We start from the raw sequence: 17770 nt of genomic DNA, 5'->3' as shown, positions 1-17770 counted from the left end.
CCGGTTGCGCCCGCCGGGCAGCCGGGAATTGCCCAAAGCGTTGATTTCCGGCATAGTTCGGCCATGGCCGAGGACGCATCAGGGCAGGAAGGCCCGACCATCCCCAGAACGGCGCCGCTGTACTTCTCGCGGACCTACGACGAAACGCTGGGTCTGCTGCACGAGGCGCGCAGCTGCATCATGCGCCACGGCGACGGGCCCGCGCTGTCGATCCGGGCGCGGCTGACCTTCAGCAAGGAAACGATGCGGCTGACCACCCGGCTGACCTCGGTGATGGCGTGGCTGCTGGCGCAACGCGCGGTGCACGAGGGCGAGATCGAGCGGAAGCGGGCCGGCGACGAACATGCGCTGACCGCCCGCGAACTGTGCCTGGAGGATGGCGACGCCGAAGACAAGGCGCTGCTGCCGGCCGACCTGCAGATCCTGCTCGACCGCAGCCATTCGCTCTATGCACGAGTGGCCCGCCTGGACGACCAGGTTCGGGCGTCGGCGTGAGGCCGCCGGTCGGCGGCCGCGCGTGATCGTGCGTGCCAGCGCCGCGACGCTGGGCCGCGCCTCAGCCGAGGCCCAGCCCCTTGAAGCGCTTGTTGAAACGCGCAACCTGCCCGCCGGAATCGACCAGCCGATGCCCGCCGCCGGTCCAGGCCGGGTGGGTGTTGGGGTCGATGTCGAGCTTCAGCGTGTCGCCCGCCTTGCCATAGGTCGAGCGTGTGCGAAACTCCGTACCGTCGGTCATGATGACCGTGATGTCGTGGTAGTCGGGATGAATGTCTTTTTTCATGGCGCCGCTCCGAAACAGGCCGCGTTCTATATAGAAGCGGCCGGCGGGTTGCAAGGCCGCAGCGGCCGCGACGCCGCGAGGCGCGGCCGATGAGCCGGCTCAGCGCCCGCTACGGCGACCGGCCCGGCCAGAAGGACATGGCCGTGCTGCGCCGCCTGATCGCGATGACCCGGCCCTATCGCGGCCGGATGGCGCTGGCCGCGCTGGCGCTGCTGGTCTCCACCGGCTGCGTGCTGGCGATCGGCCTGGCGCTGCGCAAATTCATCGACGACGGCATCGGCGCCGACGACAGCGGCGCGTTCAGCACCGCGCTGGTGCTGTTCTCCGCCATCGTCGTGCTGCTGGCCGGCGCCACCTTCGCGCGGGCCTATCTGGTCAACTGGGTCGGCGAGCGCGTCGCCGCCGACCTGCGCGTCGCCGCCTATCGCCGCGTGATCCACCAGGACGCGCTGTTCTTCGAGACCGCCAAGTCCGGCGAGGTGCTGGCCCGGCTGACCGGCGACGCCGGCATCGTCAACCTGGTCATCGGTTCGACCGCGACGGTGGCGGTGCGCAACATGCTGCTGCTGCTGGGCGGCACGGTGCTGCTGGCGGTGACCAACGCCACCCTGACCGGCGTGGTGCTGCTGGTGGTGCCGCTGGTGGTGGTGCCGATCATCCTGTTCGGCCGGCGGGTGCGCCGGCTGTCGCGCGGCGCCCAGGACCGGCTGGCCGACGCCGGCGGCTATGCCAGCGAGACCCTGGGCGCGGTCGCCACCGTGCAGGCCTTCGGTCACGAGCCGCAGGACATCGCCGCCTTCGGCAACCGGGTCGAGGCGGCCTTCCACGCCGCCCTGCGCCAAGTGGCGACCCGCGGGCTGATGGCCGCGGTGGTGATCTTCCTGGTGTTCGCCGCGGTGATCGCGATGCTGTGCCTGGGCGGCGCCGGCGTCACCCGCGGCGACCTGACCCCCGGCGACCTCAGCGCCTTCGTGTTCTATGCGGTGGTCGTCGCCGGCGCGGTCGGCGGGCTCAGCGAGGTCAGCGGCGACCTGCAGCGCGCCGCCGGCGCCTGCGAGCGGCTGTTCGAGCTGATCGACCGCGAGCCGGAAATCAAGGCGCCGGCCGACCCGGTGCCGCTGCCCGAGCCGGCGCGCGGCGCGGTCGCGTTCGAGGATGTCAGCTTCCACTATCCGAGCCGGCCGGAGAGCCGCGCGCTGCACAATGTCGGCTTCGCGGTGGCACCGGGCGAGACGGTGGCGGTGGTCGGCCCGTCCGGCGCCGGCAAGTCGACCCTGTTCCAGCTGCTGCTGCGCTTCCGCGACCCGGTCGAGGGCCGGGTGACGATCGACGGCGTCGACATCGCCACCGCCGACCCGGCCGCGGTCAGGGCGCGGATCGGCACGGTGCCGCAGGACCCGGTGATCTTCTCCGGCTCGGTGCGCGACAACATCCGCTACGGCCGGCCGGCGGCGGACGAGGCCGATGTCGCCGCCGCGGCGCGGGCGGCGGCGGCCGACGGCTTCATCGCCGCCCTGCCCCAGGGCTATGACAGCGAGATCGGCGAGCGCGGGGTGCGGCTCAGCGGCGGCCAGCGCCAGCGCATCGCGCTGGCCCGCGCCATCATCCGCGACCCGGCGATCCTGCTGCTCGACGAGGCGACCAGCGCGCTCGATACCGAAAGCGAGGCGCAGGTGCAGGCGGCGCTGGGCCAGCTGCGCACCGGGCGGACCACGCTGGTGATCGCCCACCGGCTGTCGACCGTGCGCGACGCCGACCGCATCCTGGTGATGGAGAGCGGGCGCATCGTCGCCACCGGCACCCACGAGCAGCTGATGGCCGACAACGCGCTGTATCGCCGGCTCGCCACGCGCCAGTTCGCCGACACCGCGGCGGACGGCGCCGGCGACCCGGCCGTCACCGCCCTCGCCGCCCGGCGCTGAGCCCGCTTGACGCGCGCGGCGGCGGCGCGCAATTCAGCCCGCGAACGCAAGAACGACAGCAACCGGAGGAAACCCCGTGCCGCATTTCGTCATCCTGGTCGAATTCACCCTCGCGCCCGACCGGGTCGAGGACTTCTTCGCGGCGGTATGCATCAACGCCGCCGCCTCGGCGCGCGACGAACCCGGCTGCCGCAAGTTCGACGTGCTGCGCGACATCGCCGACCCGGCGCGGGCCAACGTGGTGACGCTGTACGAGATCTACGACGACGAGGCCGCGTTCGACGCCCACCTGAAGACCCCGCACTTCGCCGCCTTCGCCAAGGCGATCGAAGGCATGGAGACCGGCCCGCGCGCGCTGCGCAGGCTGCACGTCTGGGAGGACGGCCGCACCGCCTGAGCGCGCCGCTTCAAGGCCTGGAGCCGCCCCCGTGCGTCCTTCGAGACGCCGGCCTGCGGCCGGCTCCTCAGGATGAGGGACGTCGTGCCGGGCAGTGCCGGCGGTTTCGGTCGGTGCGTCCTTCGAGACGCCGCCCGTCGGGCGGCTCCTCAGGATGAGGGACGACGGCGGATGCCATCGCCGATTGCTGCCGGACCGGCGCCGGTGCGTCCTTCGAGACGCCGGCCGTTGGCCGGCTCCTCCAGGATGAGGAACGACAGCGCGTGCCAGCGCCGATCGCTGCCGGACCGGCGGTGCGTCTTCGAGACGCCGGCCTGCGGCCGGCTCCTCAGGATGAGGGACGTGGTGCCGGGTCAACGGCCCGATGGCGTGCTCGGTCGTCCTCATCCTGAGGAGGCGTCCGGCAGGACGCCGTCTCGAAGGACGCATGGCCGGCGCCCCCGGCGGCGATTGCTGTGGCCACGCCAAACCCTGCATGATCCCGCAGAGCCGGACGCCGTCTCGAAGGACGCACGAAACCGCCGGTCGCCGATCGCACCGGGAGACACCGATGCCCGATGCCCTGTTCGAGCCGCCCTATTACGCGGTGATCTTCTGCTCCGTGCTGAAGCCCGACGCCGAGGGCTATGGCGAGACCGCGGCGCGCATGGTGGCGCTGGCGGCGGCGATGCCGGGCTATCTGGGCATCGAGAGCGCGCGCGACCCCGCCACCGGCGAGGGCATCACCGTCAGCTACTGGCGCGACCTCGATGCGATCCGCGCCTGGAAGCGGCAGGCCGAGCATGTCGAGGCGCGGCGCATGGGCCGCGAGCGCTGGTACGGCGGCTATACCTGTCGCCCGGGTGGAGCGGGAATACGACCTGCAGGCGCCGGAAATCTGAACGCCGCCGCCCCGGCCCGCCCCCGCCCCCGCCCCGGCCCGGCTCAGAACGCGGTGAAGTCGCGCACGCCGGGGCCAGGCCTGCCAGGCCGGCCAGCGGGCCACGGGCGGCGAGCGCGGCGTAGCCGGCGGCGTCCGGATGGGCGCCGTCGCCGCCGGTCACCGCGTCCATATAGGCGCGGGATTCGCGCAGCAGCGGATAGACCGACAGATAGGGCACGCCAGCCTCGTCGGCGACCACCGCCAGCGCGCGGTCGACCGCGGCGATGCGCATGTTGACCGCGTCGTCGGCGATCGGCGTCGGCCCGACCAGCAGCACCCGGCCGATCGCCGCGGCCTCGATCAGAATCGCGGCGGCGTTGTCCTCGGTGGCGGCGAGGTCGAGCCGCGGCCCGCCGGTTTCCGGCTCGGTGTTGCTGTCGTTGACGCCGAACGCGAACACCAGCGCCGTCTCCGCGCCGGCGAACAGCCGGGCATCGACCTCCGCCCGCCAGCGCCGGCGGATATCGGCCGAGGTGTCGCGGCGGATGCCGAGGTTGTAGAGCGTGACCTCGCGGTCGGCGCGCTTGGCCGGGCGGACGGCGCGGCCGATCCAGCCCAGCGCCTCGGCGTCGCCGGTGCCGTTCATGATGCTGTCGCCGATGGCGCAGATTCGCATGGGCCGCCTCCTATCGGTTGGCGTGGTCGGCCAGGGCCAGCGCCTGCAGCCCGGACCGGTAGGTGGGATGGCGCCAGGCCAGCCCCAGCGCGGCCTTGATCCGCGCGCTGGAGACCCGGCGGTTGGCGGCGTAGAAGCGGCGCGCGGCGGGGCCGAGCGCGGCGGTCTCGAACGGCTCCTCCGCCGGCGGCGCCACGCCGGCCAGCGCGCAGGCGAAGGCGGTGACGTCCTGCGGCGGCGCCGGCTCGTCGTCGCAGACGTTGAACACGCGCAGGCCGTCCGGCCGGGCGATGCAGGCGCGGACGGCGGCGACGATGTCGTCGACATGGATGCGCGAGAACACCTGGCCCGGCTTGACGATGCGCCGGGCGCGGCCTTCGCGCACCGCGTCCAGCGCCGAGCGGCCGGGGCCGTAGATGCCGGCCAGCCGCAGGATGTCGAGCGCGATGCCGCTGTGCGCCTGCCAGCGCCGCCACGCCGCCTCCGCCGCCAGCCGCGCCGCCGCCTTGGCGTCGGCCGGCGCGGCCGGGCTGTCCTCGTCGACCCAGGCGCCGCCGGTGTCGCCATAGACGCCGGTGGTCGACAGATAGCCGGCCCAGGCCAGCCGCGGCGGCGTGCCGGCGGCCGCCAGCGCGCGCAGCGCCGGGTCGCCGCCGGTGTCTTCGCCCCCGGCCGCCTCGTCCGGCGGGATCGAGCCGAGCAGGTGGGTGGCGGCGGCGAGCCGGGCGGCCAGCGCCTCGCCCACCGTCGCGCCGTCATAGGCCAGCATCGCCAGCCCCGGGCCGGACAGCGCCGCCGCCCGCGCCGGGTCGCGCACCGTGCCGGTCACCTGCCAGCCGTCGGCGACCAGCGCGCGGGCGAGGTGCGCGCCGACATAGCCGAGGCCGAAACAGACGAGATGCATGAACCGGTCTCCGAACCGATGCCGGGAAAAGCGGGCGCGGCGCGGCGCCGCGCGCCGAAGCCGTTGTAACAGGCCGGCGCAACCGACAGAATGGTCACCGAACCGCAGCAATTCCATGGGCGCCGTCCGGCGCCCGGCCGGCCGCGCGCCGGCACCGCATCCTGGGGAGGCAACAATGGCGACGGACCTGGCCAAGGCCGCGAAGGACAAGGGCATCCGCTTTTTCCTGGTCAACTTCACCGACCTGTTCGGCGTGCAGCGCGCCAAGCTGGTGCCGGCCGCGGCGATCGCCGACATGCAGAAGACCGGCGCGGCCTTCGCCGGCTTCGCCACCAACCTGGACATGACGCCGGCCTATCCCGACATGTTCGCGGTGCCGGACCCGGACAGCCTGATCCAGCTGCCGTGGAAGCCGGAGGTCGGCTGGGTCGCCTCCGACCTGGTGATGGACGGCAAGCCGGTGGCGCAGGCGCCGCGCGTGCTGCTGAAGAACGCGATCGCCAGGGCGGCCGCCGCGGGCTATGTGATGAAATCCGGCGTCGAGGCCGAGTATTTCCTGATCTCGCCCGACGGCGAGGCGATCTCCGATGCGCGCGACACCCAGGCCAAGCCCTGCTACGACCAGACCGCGCTGATGCGCCGGTTCGAGGTGGTCAGCGCGATCTGCGACGCCATGCAGGCGCTGGGCTGGGGCCCCTACCAGAACGACCACGAGGACGCCAACGGCCAGTTCGAGATGAACTGGGAATACGACCTGGCGCTGGTCACCGCCGACCGCCACGCCTTCTTCAAGTACATGGTCAAGACCGTCGCCGAGCAGCACGGGCTGCGCGCCACCTTCATGCCGAAGCCGTTCTCCAACCTCACCGGCAACGGCTGCCACGTCCACGTCTCGCTGTGGGACGCCAAGGGCAGGAAGAACCTGTTCGTCGACACCAACGACGCGCTCGGCCTCAGCGAGCTGGCCTACAAGTTCCTCGGCGGCCAGATCCACAACGCCGAATCGATGGCGGCGATCACCAACCCCACCGTCAACAGCTACAAGCGCATCAACGCGCCGCGCACCACCTCCGGCGCCACCTGGTCGCCGAACACGGTGACCTACACCGGCAACAACCGCACCCACATGATCCGCGTGCCCGACCCGGGCCGGTTCGAGATGCGGCTGGCCGACGGCGCCGCCAACCCCTATCTGCTGCAGGCCGCCTTCCTGGTCGCCGGCCTGGACGGCATCGCCAACAACCGCAAGCCCGGCAAGCGCTACGACATCGACATGTATGCCGAGGGCCACAAGGCGCGCAGCGCCAAGAAGCTGCCGCTCAACCTGCTCGACGCCGTGCGCGCGTTCGAGAAGAGCCCGGTGATGCAGGACGGGCTCGGCCGCGGCTTCGTCCAGTCCTACACCAAGCTGCGCATGGCCGAATGGAACGAGTACTGCAAGCACCTGTCGAGCTGGGAACGGGCGAGCACGTTGGATTGTTAGTGACGGCCTCGCGTAGCTCGGGGCCGCAATGGCGCGAAGCCTGCAAGACGGCATCCTCAGAAAGCGTCATGCGCGGGCTTGACCCGCGCATCTCCGGCGGCCGATGCGAAGCTGCCAGGAGATCGCCGGGTCAAGCCCGGCGATGGAATTGCAGGGATGCTATACCCAACTCGGCACGCATTTGGTGGTTGAGTAGTGTGTCCCCGCATTTCCCTGGAGGAACAGCTCGTAGGGGTGGCGGTCGGGCCGGCCACAGAACCTCGCGGCCGTTGTCGGAGAGCACGACATCGATCGCGGCACCGGCGTCCTCGAAGCTGGGGATGACGTCGCCGTTCATCAGCTGGACGGCGGTGATCGGCAGCTTGCTGGGGTAGAGCCTGGCCCAGGCATGGCGCGAGTGGCAGTCGATCGCGGTCTGCGGTAGACTTTTCCCGACACCCTTCAGGGTTCCGACGAAGAAGGGTGTCGACGGCGACGAGTGCGCCGGTGTGGGGTGCTTCGATGTGGCGCTCGCGGAACTCCGGCGAGAACCGCTCCAGCAGGCGCACCTGCTCGTCGCTGAGGCTGAGCTTGCGCTCGGCGGTGGCCTTTTCCAGCCGCAACAGGCGCTCGTGCTTGGTCAAGAACGCATGGCGCTGCCACACCCCGCGCACGCCGCCTGCGGAGACCTGCAGGCCCTTGAGCCAGCTCCTGCTCGACCCGGAGCGCGCCGTGGCAGGGATGGGCGAGCGCATGGTCGAGGATCTCCGCCTCGATCTCGGCCGCGACCCGGTTCGGGTGCGGACCTCTGGCGCCGGGCAGCCGGTCAATCAGGCCTCCGCCCCGTAGGTCTGGAAGTTCGCCGGATCTCGTAGAACTGCTGGCGCGAGTAGCCCATCACCTTGCAGGCCCGGCTGACGTTCTCCAGCTCCTTGGGAGCTCCAACAACGACAGCTTGCGCGTGCTACCTTGTCTTTCGTGGTCATGTCTTGCTCCTCGTGGACTCGGACGGTTTTGGCGAACTCATCCTAAGCCCCGCAGGAGCATAGCCCGGCCGGCCTCGGCCGGCCGGGCGTGGCGCCAATAATATTTTGATCTCGGACAAACTGCCCCCGCTACAGCCTTTATTCAATAATTGAGAACACATCAAATCGATAGTCAATAGCAGGATCAGCGGATGGTCGATCAACTCTATAGCAGTTGAATTCTACATGGCTTTTCGACGTGCTTGTTACCTATTGTGGCAAAATTGTCCTCTACCTTCAGAGAAGCATTTACAGGGTATCGGGGGCTGTAATATCACTACCCCTTGGTGTGTCTGTGCCCAAATTTAGACTCGTCAGCTTAATTCTGGTGAAACTATCAATATTAAGCGCGTCTGTTGACGCAATATGAGTTCCTCTTTCATCTATTCTTTCAGCGTTGACCTTCACTTCTATCTCTCTTCCCCAACGCGTTCGCATCGGAGATCTTGCTGGCCATTACCTAGAACTCCCATCCATCGCAGATCTGAAGAACCTTGTTTGTCGCCCACCCAACCCAGGATCCCCATCTGGAGACCTCTTGGACAGATGATCGTGCCTCTGATTGGCTAGATGCGCAAGGTGGTCGGGGTATGCCTGTATGCTCGCAGACGCGGGCAGACCCGGTAGACGCAGCGACAGACTGCCGCTTTGGTAAATACGGCGGATAATCTGGGGCGCCTCACGGGTTCTGTGCCCGGTTACGGTGACACTGCACGAAATCGTCTCCAAACTTCCGCAAGCCGAACACTGCCGCGCCAACCCTCGGTAAGCGCCTAGCCCGCTTCGCCGATGCGCATTTCGACGTGCAGGCCCGCAGCAACCGCCATGTTGACCAGCGTGTCGAGCGCGAACAGGTCGATCTTGCCGCGCATCAGGTCGGAGATGCGGGGCTGGGTCACAGCGAACCGGCTCGCAGCCTCGGCCTGGGTCCATCCCTGACGGCCGATCCGGTCCCTGAGCGCAATCATCAGGGCTGAGCGCAGCTTCATATTCTCGGCCTCCGCCGGCGTGTCCTCGATCGCGTCCCAGACGCTCGCGAACCGTTCCTCGCTCATCCTCGTACCTCCCGCACCAGGTCCCGGTAACGTTTCGTCGCCAGATCGATGTCCTTCGCCGCGGTCCGCTGTGTCTTCTTCTGGAAGCAATGCAGCACATGCACGGCATCGGCGAAGTTGGCGACGAAGATCACCCGGAACGCACCAGCCTCGTCGCGAATCCGAATCTCCCGGACGCCCAACCCGATCGCCTGCATCGGCTTCCAGTCGTCCGGGTCACGGCCACGCTGCACCCGGTCGATCTGGTGCCCAGCATCGCGCCGCGCCGAGGCCGGGAAAGCACGCAGGTCATCGAGCGCATTGCCGCGAAAGACCACCGGCCTGAGATCGCTCATGCGCCACTATACAAGTTCTTGTATGCCGGCGCAATTCTCACGCATGCGCGGCTCGGGCGGACGGTTTCAGAGGGACACGAACATCTCGGCGATCGGCTCGCCCGTGCCGGTCTGGCGGAGCGCGGACGGCGCGGGTGAAGGCAGGCGGATCGGGCCGCCCGCCGACGCGCCCGGCGGCGGGACCAGGGTGAAGGCCTGGCTCGCCGGCGGGTGTTCGCGCAGGGCCAGGGGGTCGCGCAGGGTGATCTGCCAGGCCTGGCGCCCGTCCGCCAGCCGGATCGCCTCCGCCGGGTCCTGATCGACCGGCGTGCCCGGGGCGCTGTCGCGGCGCACCGTCCAGCCGTCCATCGACCCGGCCTGCCCGCCGGGAACGAAGATCCAGCGCCAGCGCACCGCCGGCTGGAAAGCCCGATCGTCGCCGCGACGGGAAGCGGCCCGCCGGATCCGCCTGGATCGCGATGGTGGCCCAGTGACCCGACGGCTGCGTCGCGACCGTGAAATCGGCGATCGCGGGGGAAAGCACGGGGTCGGCCGCGGTGAACGCCGCGAGATACGGGTCCGACGCGCTGACCTCGAACGTGAGCCGGTCGGCGAGGACGGCGGACGGTGCCGCCAGCAGCAGGCCGCCTTGCAGGCGCAGCACGGCGCCGGCCTGCTCAGGCAGCCGGGCGGTCTCCGCCGACGGCGCGCGAGCCGGCAAGCGGAACAGAGCCCGCTTGCATAATAGTCGTGCGCGATCTCCAGGGTCAGGACCCTCGTGAGCCCCCTGGCGGCCACACCGCCCCTGCGGCGGCAGCTGGGCCTGAGCCTCGACCGGCGCCGGCGCAACCGGGGCGGCGGCCTGCGGCTGCCCGCATCGCCGCCGGACACGGTGTTGCAGGCCGCCACCGCGACCGCAAGCAGCAGGCAGGCGGCTGCCAACCTCATCGCCAGGCTCCAGGTGGGGAATGGCTGATCTGGCACGCCGGCGGCCCCCACGATCGCGGCTGGCGCCATTGGTGACATGCGCGCAGCCACGATGCCAGCCCGGCCAGGAGCGTGCGCGAGGGCCCGGCGTTCGCGCAGCGCGGACGCCCGGAGCGGGTCCGGTTGCGGTGAGACTCCACTGCTTTCCTGAGCCGCCGGGCACTGCTGCGCGCCCGTATGCCCGCCCCTTCCGCGACAGCATCGAGCGCGGGCTCGACCCGCGTCTCCCCTGCCCATGCGCGCCCGGCGGGAGATCGGCGGGTGGCGTCCGGCGATGACGTGGGGGAGCTGACGACAGCGGCGGCGGCCTGCGCGGCTCAGGCTGGCGGAGGATCCGGCCGTCGCTGCCGCGTATCCACCAGGTGTCGCCCCTGGCTGTCCATGCAGTCCCAGAAGCAGGTGCCGCCGAAGTCGGGCGGGGTGCCGCAGCCGTGGGCGCGGCAGATGTCGTGGCGCCCGTCGCTGCTGGCGCAGCCGCAATTCGCGAGCGCGCGGATCTCGCCGGTGCCGGGCACCTCGACCGCCTCCGGCTGCCCCGGCGTCCAGACGCCGCCGCCCGCCGCGGTGCCGGTGCGGGCGCCGGCGACGACCTCGTCGGGGAGCGGCTCGAAGATCGAGGGTGCGAGAATCCCGGCATAGCGCCGGGACTCGCCCCGCAGCCCGGTGCGGAAGCTGCGGGCGAGCACGGTCTCCGCGCTGTCGTCGGGCAGCGCAGCCACGGTCTCGAAGCGCTGCACGATGGCATCGAGCACCAGTCGCCGCCCCGGGTCGCTTCCGGCGAAGGCGGCCTGCTGGCCGAGCACATGGCCGAAGCGTTCGAACAGCACGGCCATGCCTTCGCTGGAATCCATCTCCGTGAATGTCGGCGCGACGATGCGATGCCAGCCGGACCGCCTCCGGCATCCGGCCGAGTTCCTCCGCGCTGAAGAACGGCGATCTCGACCGGTGCCGGCGCCGGCTGCGCGGGTGTGGGCATCGCGGCGGCCAGCAGGACGACAAGGGCAAGCAAGATGCGCGGGCAGCCGCATGGGACGCCTCGAACCCGGCAGGTCGCGGACAAGCCAGCGTAGCCCGGCTGGTGCGGGGCGCAATGCGGCACATGGTGCCGGCGCCACGGCCCGCCCTCCCGCATCGGATCGCCGGGTGCCGATGCTCGCACCGGCCGGGCGCCGTCGCAAGCCGGTCGTGGCGGCGCGTCCGGCGGCAGATGAAATTGCGGTCACCCCTGCCGGCGCCGCCCCATTTTCGCCCAGATTCGCCGCCGTGCTGGCTCGGCGCGGATCGCCTGGCGGCGCCGCGCCGGGCAGGGGCTGCCCGGGCGCTGACGGGGTGCGCCGGATCTCGGAGAGGAGCAGCGGCAATGCGGACGACTCACTTCTGCGGCCTTGTGCTGGCGCTGGCGCTGGCGGCGACCCCGGCCTTAGCCGACGGCGGCCACGGCCGGCACCACCACGGCGACGACGACGACGACTGGGGCGAGCACGGCTTTCACGGTTTCCAGGGGCCGCAGCAAAGCGGCTGGATCGCGACGGTGCCCGGCGCCGGCCCGTGCCGGGTGGAGCCGAATGGCGGCCGAACGGCGCCTATCGCGAGGAGGTCGACTGCCGCGGCGGCGCGGCCTTCGTGCCGCAGCTGCCGGTGTTCGTCGCGCCGCCGCGGGTGCCGACGCTGAGCATCACCATCCCGCTCGACTGACCGCCGGGTCGCGCCCGACCCGGCGCTACGCCGGCCGACGGGCGTGCCGCCGGTGCGCGCCCGGCGCGAAATCGCCGGGCCGTGGGCCGGCGCTGACGTGCGGAACAGGGAGTTGGCTGGCAGGCCGCCCGCCTCCTCCCCCGGTCACGGGGGAGGGAGAAGGCGGAGTTCCCGCCGGCTGCCCGCCCGCTACAGCCTTGCGGCGATGGCGGGCACCAGCTCGGCTAGACCTGGAGGGTGGCGGCGCACATCGCGGGGCTTGCGAAGTGGGCCTCGGCGTTGGCGCGACCGCGCCGGCCGATGGCGAAGCGGGCCTCGGGGCCGAGGGCGAGGCGTGTCGAGGGCCGCGGCCAGCGCCGCCGGTCCCCGGGCGGCACCAGCCAACCGGTGCCGCCGGCCGGATCGCGGGCGAGGTCGACGACCGTCTCCACCGTGCGCGCTGTGCGATCACCGGCCGCTGCATCGCCTGCGCCTCGACCGAGACCGGCCGAACGCCCCGGGGTCGGTGGAGGCGGAAACCACCACGTCGGCCGTCTCGTAGGCTGCCGGCATCGCCCGGGTGTCGCCGACGAAGCGCACGCGGTCGCCGATGCCGAGGCTGGCGGCCAGCGCCTCCATCTCCGCCCGATAGGCGTCGTTGCCGCCGCCAACCATCAGGCACAGCGCATCCTTGTCGGCCAGTTGCGCCATCGCGCGGATCAGCACGTCGTGCCCCTTCCACCGCGCCAGCCGGCCGGGCAGCATCACGATCGGCGGCCAGCCGATGCGGCCGTCCAGCCCCCAGCTCATGCGCAGCGCCAGCACGTATTTCGGGCCGTTGTCGGCCGGGTCGAACACCGCCAGGTCGATGCCGCGCGGGATGGTGCGCACCCGCGCCGGCGGGCAGATGTCGGCATAGTGGGCGGCGATGTGCGCGGCGATGAAGCGCGAGATCGCGATCACCCGGTCGCCGCGCGCCATCACGCCGTTGTAGCGGCGCTTGAGCCGGCCGCCGAGGCCGGGACCGAAGTTGTAGGTGCCGTGGAAGGTGGTGACGAAGGGCAGCCCCAGCCGGCGCGCCGCCCACAGCGCCGACCATGCCGGCGCCCGGCTGCGGGCATGGATCAGCGCCGCGCCGGTGGCCTGCGCCACCCGGGCGATGCGGCCGGCGTTGCGGCGGATGACCAGCGGGTTCTTCGACTGCACCGGCGCGTCGACATGCACGAGCCCGTCGGCGACCAGCGCGTCGGCCATCGGCCCGCCGGCCGACATCACCACGGCGTTGAGCCCGGCATCGGCGATGGCGCGGGCGATGTCGCAGGCGCCGCGCTCGACCCCGCCGGTGACCAGGCTGGGCAGCACCTGCAGCACGGTCGGCACCCCGGGCTTGAGCGCAGGCCCGCGCCACTTCATGCTGGCGCCCAGGGCGGGCGCGCCGTCAGCCGCGTCGGTCATCGGCGATGCCTCGCGACCGCCCGGCGGCGGCGGGCGACGGCGCATGCGGGACAGGCACGGAAGGAGAGCTCATTGCCCGACGACGCACTGCAGTTCCTCGCCCGCGCCGACGGGGTGCGGCTGGCCTACCGCCACCGGCCCGGCGACCCGGCGCGGCCCGGCGTGGTCAGCCTGCACGGTTTCCGTTCCGACATGACCGGGCAGAAGGGCGAGCACATCGCGGCCTGGTGCGCCGCCCACGGCGTCGGCTGCACCCGGCTGGACTATTCCGGCCACGGCACCTCCGGCGGCGCTTTCGCTAACGGCAGCATCGGCGCCTGGACCGCAGACGCGCTGGCGGTGATCGATGCGGTCACCGCCGGACCGCTGGTGCTGGTCGGCTCCAGCATGGGCGGCTGGATCATGCTGCTGGCGGCAAAGGCGCGGCCGCAGCGGGTGGCCGGGCTGGTCGGGCTGGCCGCCGCGCCCGATTTCACCGAGGACCTGCTGTGGGCGGCGATGCGCGAAGACCAGCGCGCGGCGATGGTCCGCGACGGCCGCATCGAGGCGCCGTCGGCCTACAGCGACGCGCCCGACGTCTACACCCTCGGCCTGGTCGAGGACGGCCGCGCCAACCTGGTGCTGCGCGACGCCATCCCGTTCCGCGGGCCGGTGCGGCTGCTGCACGGCCAGCGCGACCCCGACGTGCCGTGGCAGACCGCGCTGCGCACCGCCGAGGCGCTGGCCGGCGACGACGTGCGCATCACCCTGGTCAAGGACGGCGATCACCGGCTGTCGCGCGCGGAAGACCTGGCGCTGCTGTCCGCCACCCTCGACGAGATTACGGAAACCGTAGCCCGGATGCAGCGCAGCGAAATCCGGGACCGGCGCTGACGCCGGCGCGGTCCACCCCGGATTGCGCCTTGCTCCATCCGGGCTACCGGGCCGGGGCGTCACGCGGGGCGGTACCGGGCCTGCAGCGCGGCGAACAGGGCGCGCGGGCCCTGGGCCTCGCCGCCCTTCGGCCGGCCGGGCTGGTCCGACGGGTTCCAGGCCATCAGGTCGATATGCGCCCAGGCCACGCCCGGCGTGACGAACTTCTCCAGGAACAGCGCGGCGGTGATGGCGCCGCCATAGGGGCCGTCGCTGATATTGCTGGTGTCGGCGATCTTGGTGTCGAGCAGCTTGCGGTAGGGCGCGTAGAGCGGCATGCGCCACAGCGGGTCGTGGACGGCGGCGGCCTGCTGGACGAAGGCGGCGGCCCAGCCGTCGTCGTTGCAGAACAGCGCCGGCAGCTCGGTGCCCAGCGCCACTCGCGCGGCGCCGGTCAGGGTCGCCATGTCGACGATCAGCTGCGGCCCCTCCTCGCAGGCCAGCGCGATGGCGTCGCACAGCACCAGGCGGCCCTCGGCGTCGGTGTTGCCGACCTCGACGGTGATGCCGGCACGGCTGCGCACGATGTCGAGCGGGCGGAAGGCGTTGCCGGAGACGCTGTTCTCCACCGCCGGGATCAGCACGCGCAGGCGCACCGGCAGGGCGGCGTCGATCACCATCCGGGCCAGCGCCAGCACGTTGGCGGCGCCGCCCATGTCCTTCTTCATGGTCAGCATCGCCGACGACGGCTTCAGGTCCAGCCCGCCGCTGTCGAAGCACACGCCCTTGCCGACCAGGGTCACCTTCGGCGCCGCCTCGTCGCCCCAGCGCAGATCGATCAGCCGGGGCGCATCGTCGCAGGCGCGGCCGACCGCATGGATCAGCGGGAAGCCGGCCGACAGCAGGTCGTCACCGACGATGACGCGGATGGCGGCATCGGTGTCGTCGGCCAGCGCCTCGGCGGCGGCGGCCAGCTCGCTCGGCCCCATGTCCTCGGCCGGCGTGTTGATCAGGTCACGGGCCAGATCGGTGGCCAGCGCGGCACTGGTCACCGCGGCGCGGTCGGCAGTCGCGGGCCAGACCAGCTCCGCCGGCGCGCGCTTGCGCGCGGTATAGCGGTCGAAGCCGTAGGCGCCCAGCGCCCAGCCCAGCGCCAGGCGGTCCGCCAGCCCCGGCTCGACCGCGTGGTCCAGCCGGTAGCGGCCGGCGGGCAGGCCGGCCGGCGCGGCGCCGAACGCGCGCAGCGGCCGGTCGCCCTCGGCTCCGGCGGGGTCGCCGACCAGCGCCAGCGCGCCGTCGGCGCCGTCGGGCACCACCGCCACGTCGCCCGGCCGGGCGGCGAAGGCGATGCGCGCGATCCAGTCGCGCACCGCCTGCGGCCGGGCCGCCGCCCACGCCTCCAGCCCGTCGGCGGCCACCACGTGCAACGGCGTCGCCGGCGCGGTGTCTTCGGAATCCGCCAGTCCCAGCGGCGTTCTGCGTGTCAAGAAAACTCTCCCGTCGTCGGTGCGCGCGTTAACCGGTAAGATGCACGTTCGCCACGCCGCCGCAACAGCCTGCCGCGCCCGTCGAGACGGGTCGGAACGGGCGTCAACGAGCGCGCAGGCGCACAGGGAAGGCCGCACCGGAGGGCGGGAATGAGCGATTTCCAGCTGGTCATCGGCAACAAGAACTACTCGTCGTGGTCGCTGCGCGCCTGGCTGGCGCTGCGCCAGACCGGCGCGGACTTCGAGGAGATCCTGGTCCCGCTCGACGAGCCGGACACCCATCTCGAGATCCTGCGCCACTCGCCGTCGGGCAGGGTGCCGTGCCTGCTGCACGAGGGCCGGGCGATCTGGGATTCGCTGGCGATCTGCGAGTATCTGGCCGAGCTGTTCCCGGAGGCCGGGCTGTGGCCGGCCGACCGCGCCGCCCGCGCCCACGCCCGCTCGATCAGCGCGGAGATGCATTCGGGCTTCGCCGCGCTGCGCAGCATCATGCCGATGAACATCCGCCGCAAGCCCGGCGCCTTCCCGATCGGCGAGCCGGTGCGCGCCGACATCGCGCGCATCTGTTCGATCTGGCGCGACTGCTGCAACAGGTACCATGCCGACGACGACCCGGACGATCCCGGCTTCCTGTTCGGCGCCTTCGGCGCGGCCGACGCCATGTACGCGCCGGTGGTCTGGCGGTTCCACAGCTACGGAGTCGACCTGCCGGAAAGCTGCGCCGGCTATGCCCAGCGCATCCGCGCCCTGCCGGCGATGAAGGAATGGGCCGACGCCGCGCGCGACGAGCCCTGGGTGATCGAGAGCGAGGAGAAGTAGCGCCGGCTCAGCAGCGCTCCAGCGCGACCATCAGCGCGCCGCCGACTTCGATCCGCACGTCGTCCTCGTCGATCAGCAGCGTCAGCTGACCGCTGCTGAACGACAGCGCGTCGGGCGACAGCCGCATCTCGTCGCCGTTCGATCGGCGCCAGACGATCGCGTCGTCGTCGAGCTCGCGCAGGATGACATCGTCGCCTGCCGGCGGGCCGAGGCGATAGCGCTGTTCGCCGGGGCCGGCGCCGACATAGGTCAGCGCCGCGCCCGGCACCAGGGTCGCCAGCGCGGCGACGTCGGGCACGAAGGCCGGCCGGTCGGCGCCCAGGCTCATGTCGACGGCGGCGGCAGTGCAGTCCATGCCGGCCGGCGCCCACGGCCCGGCCACGGCCCGGCCGACGCCGGCCAGGTTGGTCTCGATCGCACGGGCAAGGTCGGCCGTGGTCCAGATTGCCGGCTCGGCCGGCCCGGTCTGGCAGGCGGCGGGCAGCGCAAGCACAAGCGCAAGCGCGGCGCGCGGCGGGACTGTCGGAAAGGCTGACATGGGGCGCAGCTTCGCCGCCGATCGTGCCGAATTCAAGGCAGCGCGGCGCCCGCCGGCGCCGCTCAGCCGTCGATCAGCTCGACGAAGCGCTTGAACAGATAGTGGCTGTCGTGCGGGCCGGGGCTGGCCTCGGGATGGTACTGCACCGCGAATACCGGCCGGTCCTTCAGCCGGAAGCCCTCCAGCGAGCCGTCGAACAGCGAGCGGTGGGTGGCCTCGGCGCCGGCCGGCAGCGTGGCGGCGTCGACCACGAAGCCGTGGTTCTGGCTGGTGATCTCGACGATACCGGTGCCCAGGTCCTTGACCGGGTGATTGGCGCCGCGGTGGCCGATCGCCATCTTGGCGGTGGTCGCCCCCGCCGCCAGCGCCATGATCTGGTGGCCCAGGCAGATGCCGAACATCGGCTTGCCGGTCTGCATCAGCGCCTGCACCACCGGGACCGCATAGGCGCCGGTGGCGGCCGGGTCGCCGGGCCCGTTGGACAGGAAGATGCCGTCGGGCTGGTGGCGCATCACGTCCTCGACCGAGGCCGTCGCCGGCACCACCGTCACCACGCAGCC

At 71.8% G+C, this 17770-nt stretch carries 18 protein-coding genes and 3 pseudogenes; 8 read left to right on the top strand and 13 right to left on the bottom strand.

Annotation, left to right across the window (positions count from 1 at the left end; all coding sequences use genetic code 11):
- Window positions 1-63: 63 nt before the first annotated feature.
- Complete coding sequence (locus R3F55_21240) at window positions 64-495, top strand: DUF1465 family protein (protein MEZ5669909.1); 432 nt, start codon at window positions 64-66, stop codon at window positions 493-495.
- 61 nt (window positions 496-556) lie between these two features.
- Here the strand turns inward: R3F55_21240 and rpmE are convergent, their stop codons facing one another.
- Window positions 557-781, bottom strand: coding sequence for a 50S ribosomal protein L31 (rpmE, locus tag R3F55_21235; GenBank protein ID MEZ5669908.1), 225 nt, complete (start codon window positions 779-781; stop codon window positions 557-559).
- 89 nt (window positions 782-870) lie between these two features.
- Between rpmE and R3F55_21230 the strand changes: the two genes are divergently transcribed.
- The 3 genes and pseudogenes from R3F55_21230 to R3F55_21220 all read left to right on the top strand — a co-directional run bounded on the left by R3F55_21230 (window position 871) and on the right by R3F55_21220 (window position 3981).
- The gene (locus R3F55_21230) at window positions 871-2703 is read left to right on the top strand and encodes an ABC transporter transmembrane domain-containing protein (GenBank protein ID MEZ5669907.1); all 1833 of its coding nucleotides are present in this window, start codon (window positions 871-873) and stop codon (window positions 2701-2703) included.
- A 76-nt stretch (window positions 2704-2779) separates the two neighbouring features.
- A complete protein-coding gene (locus R3F55_21225; protein ID MEZ5669906.1) occupies window positions 2780-3100 on the top strand; it encodes a putative quinol monooxygenase in 321 nt (106 codons plus the stop codon).
- Window positions 3101-3650: 550 nt separating this feature from the next.
- A pseudogene (locus tag R3F55_21220) lies at window positions 3651-3981 on the top strand (antibiotic biosynthesis monooxygenase).
- A 174-nt stretch (window positions 3982-4155) separates the two neighbouring features.
- Here R3F55_21220 and R3F55_21215 read toward each other — a convergent pair.
- Window positions 4156-4608, bottom strand: a pseudogene (locus tag R3F55_21215) (GDSL-type esterase/lipase family protein).
- Window positions 4609-4648: 40 nt separating this feature from the next.
- Window positions 4649-5542, bottom strand: a complete 894-nt coding sequence (locus tag R3F55_21210) for an SDR family oxidoreductase (protein ID MEZ5669905.1) — start codon at window positions 5540-5542, stop codon at window positions 4649-4651.
- A 175-nt stretch (window positions 5543-5717) separates the two neighbouring features.
- On the opposite strand from R3F55_21210, the gene glnT reads away from it, so the two are divergent.
- A complete protein-coding gene (gene glnT / locus R3F55_21205; GenBank protein MEZ5669904.1) occupies window positions 5718-7025 on the top strand; it encodes a type III glutamate--ammonia ligase in 1308 nt (435 codons plus the stop codon).
- Window positions 7026-7238: 213 nt separating this feature from the next.
- On the opposite strand, the pseudogene R3F55_21200 reads toward glnT, so the two are convergent.
- From R3F55_21200 to R3F55_21180, 5 genes and pseudogenes are all read right to left on the bottom strand, one after another.
- Window positions 7239-7990 (bottom strand): annotated as a pseudogene (locus R3F55_21200) (IS481 family transposase).
- Window positions 7991-8802: 812 nt separating this feature from the next.
- Entirely contained in the window at window positions 8803-9084 is a 282-nt protein-coding gene (locus R3F55_21195) for an XRE family transcriptional regulator (GenBank protein MEZ5669903.1), read from the bottom strand.
- Window positions 9081-9419, bottom strand: coding sequence for a type II toxin-antitoxin system RelE/ParE family toxin (locus tag R3F55_21190; protein MEZ5669902.1), 339 nt, complete (start codon window positions 9417-9419; stop codon window positions 9081-9083). Before R3F55_21190 ends, R3F55_21195 begins: the two co-directional genes overlap by 4 nt.
- A 66-nt stretch (window positions 9420-9485) precedes the next feature.
- Window positions 9486-9767: a hypothetical protein gene (locus R3F55_21185; protein ID MEZ5669901.1), complete on the bottom strand. Its 282-nt coding sequence runs from the start codon at window positions 9765-9767 to the stop codon at window positions 9486-9488.
- A gap of 935 nt (window positions 9768-10702) precedes the next feature.
- Entirely contained in the window at window positions 10703-11236 is a 534-nt protein-coding gene (locus tag R3F55_21180; protein ID MEZ5669900.1) for a hypothetical protein, read from the bottom strand.
- Between the two features lie 697 nt (window positions 11237-11933).
- Between R3F55_21180 and R3F55_21175 the strand changes: the two genes are divergently transcribed.
- Window positions 11934-12080: a hypothetical protein gene (locus tag R3F55_21175; GenBank protein ID MEZ5669899.1), complete on the top strand. Its 147-nt coding sequence runs from the start codon at window positions 11934-11936 to the stop codon at window positions 12078-12080.
- Window positions 12081-12304: 224 nt separating this feature from the next.
- On the opposite strand, the gene R3F55_21170 is transcribed toward R3F55_21175, so the two are convergent.
- Window positions 12305-12511, bottom strand: a complete 207-nt coding sequence (locus R3F55_21170; GenBank protein ID MEZ5669898.1) for a hypothetical protein — start codon at window positions 12509-12511, stop codon at window positions 12305-12307.
- A gap of 16 nt (window positions 12512-12527) precedes the next feature.
- Window positions 12528-13514 (bottom strand): glycosyltransferase, encoded by a 987-nt coding sequence (locus R3F55_21165; GenBank protein ID MEZ5669897.1) that lies wholly within the window; start codon window positions 13512-13514, stop codon window positions 12528-12530.
- Window positions 13515-13586: 72 nt separating this feature from the next.
- Between R3F55_21165 and R3F55_21160 the strand changes: the two genes are divergently transcribed.
- The gene (locus R3F55_21160) at window positions 13587-14387 is read left to right on the top strand and encodes an alpha/beta hydrolase (GenBank protein MEZ5669896.1); all 801 of its coding nucleotides are present in this window, start codon (window positions 13587-13589) and stop codon (window positions 14385-14387) included.
- Between the two features lie 59 nt (window positions 14388-14446).
- Here the strand turns inward: R3F55_21160 and R3F55_21155 are convergent, their stop codons facing one another.
- Window positions 14447-15853: a leucyl aminopeptidase family protein gene (locus R3F55_21155; protein ID MEZ5669895.1), complete on the bottom strand. Its 1407-nt coding sequence runs from the start codon at window positions 15851-15853 to the stop codon at window positions 14447-14449.
- A 150-nt stretch (window positions 15854-16003) separates the two neighbouring features.
- Between R3F55_21155 and R3F55_21150 the strand changes: the two genes are divergently transcribed.
- The gene (locus R3F55_21150) at window positions 16004-16672 is read left to right on the top strand and encodes a glutathione S-transferase family protein (GenBank protein ID MEZ5669894.1); all 669 of its coding nucleotides are present in this window, start codon (window positions 16004-16006) and stop codon (window positions 16670-16672) included.
- Between the two features lie 7 nt (window positions 16673-16679).
- Here R3F55_21150 and R3F55_21145 read toward each other — a convergent pair whose 3' ends face one another.
- Together R3F55_21145 and R3F55_21140 are read right to left on the bottom strand one after the other, a co-directional pair.
- On the bottom strand, window positions 16680-17165 hold the full coding sequence (locus R3F55_21145) for a hypothetical protein (GenBank protein MEZ5669893.1): 486 nt from the start codon (window positions 17163-17165) through the stop codon (window positions 16680-16682).
- Between the two features lie 107 nt (window positions 17166-17272).
- Window positions 17273-17770 (bottom strand): gamma-glutamyl-gamma-aminobutyrate hydrolase family protein (locus R3F55_21140; GenBank protein ID MEZ5669892.1); only part of this gene is annotated, 498 nt, incomplete at its 5' end.

The organism is Alphaproteobacteria bacterium, from assembly GCA_041396705.1.
Classification (GTDB): domain Bacteria; phylum Pseudomonadota; class Alphaproteobacteria; order CALKHQ01; family CALKHQ01; genus CALKHQ01.
The sequence above is the reverse complement of the archived record's forward strand: the minus strand, read 5'-3'. Positions and strand labels throughout refer to the sequence as shown.

What these genes read in the sequence shown, in the direction of transcription:
- R3F55_21185 (MEZ5669901.1), bottom strand. Translation starts at nt 9,767, where the DNA reads ATGGACGGCTGGACGGTGCGCCGCGACAGCGCCCCGGGCACGCCGGTC.
- R3F55_21240 (MEZ5669909.1), top strand. Translation starts at nt 64, where the DNA reads ATGGCCGAGGACGCATCAGGGCAGGAAGGCCCGACCATCCCCAGAACG.
- R3F55_21165 (MEZ5669897.1), bottom strand. Translation starts at nt 13,514, where the DNA reads ATGACCGACGCGGCTGACGGCGCGCCCGCCCTGGGCGCCAGCATGAAG.
- rpmE (MEZ5669908.1), bottom strand. Translation starts at nt 781, where the DNA reads ATGAAAAAAGACATTCATCCCGACTACCACGACATCACGGTCATCATG.
- R3F55_21150 (MEZ5669894.1), top strand. Translation starts at nt 16,004, where the DNA reads ATGAGCGATTTCCAGCTGGTCATCGGCAACAAGAACTACTCGTCGTGG.
- glnT (MEZ5669904.1), top strand. Translation starts at nt 5,718, where the DNA reads ATGGCGACGGACCTGGCCAAGGCCGCGAAGGACAAGGGCATCCGCTTT.
- R3F55_21180 (MEZ5669900.1), bottom strand. Translation starts at nt 11,236, where the DNA reads ATGGATTCCAGCGAAGGCATGGCCGTGCTGTTCGAACGCTTCGGCCAT.
- R3F55_21195 (MEZ5669903.1), bottom strand. Translation starts at nt 9,084, where the DNA reads ATGAGCGAGGAACGGTTCGCGAGCGTCTGGGACGCGATCGAGGACACG.
- R3F55_21190 (MEZ5669902.1), bottom strand. Translation starts at nt 9,419, where the DNA reads ATGAGCGATCTCAGGCCGGTGGTCTTTCGCGGCAATGCGCTCGATGAC.
- R3F55_21230 (MEZ5669907.1), top strand. Translation starts at nt 871, where the DNA reads ATGAGCCGGCTCAGCGCCCGCTACGGCGACCGGCCCGGCCAGAAGGAC.
- R3F55_21210 (MEZ5669905.1), bottom strand. Translation starts at nt 5,542, where the DNA reads ATGCATCTCGTCTGTTTCGGCCTCGGCTATGTCGGCGCGCACCTCGCC.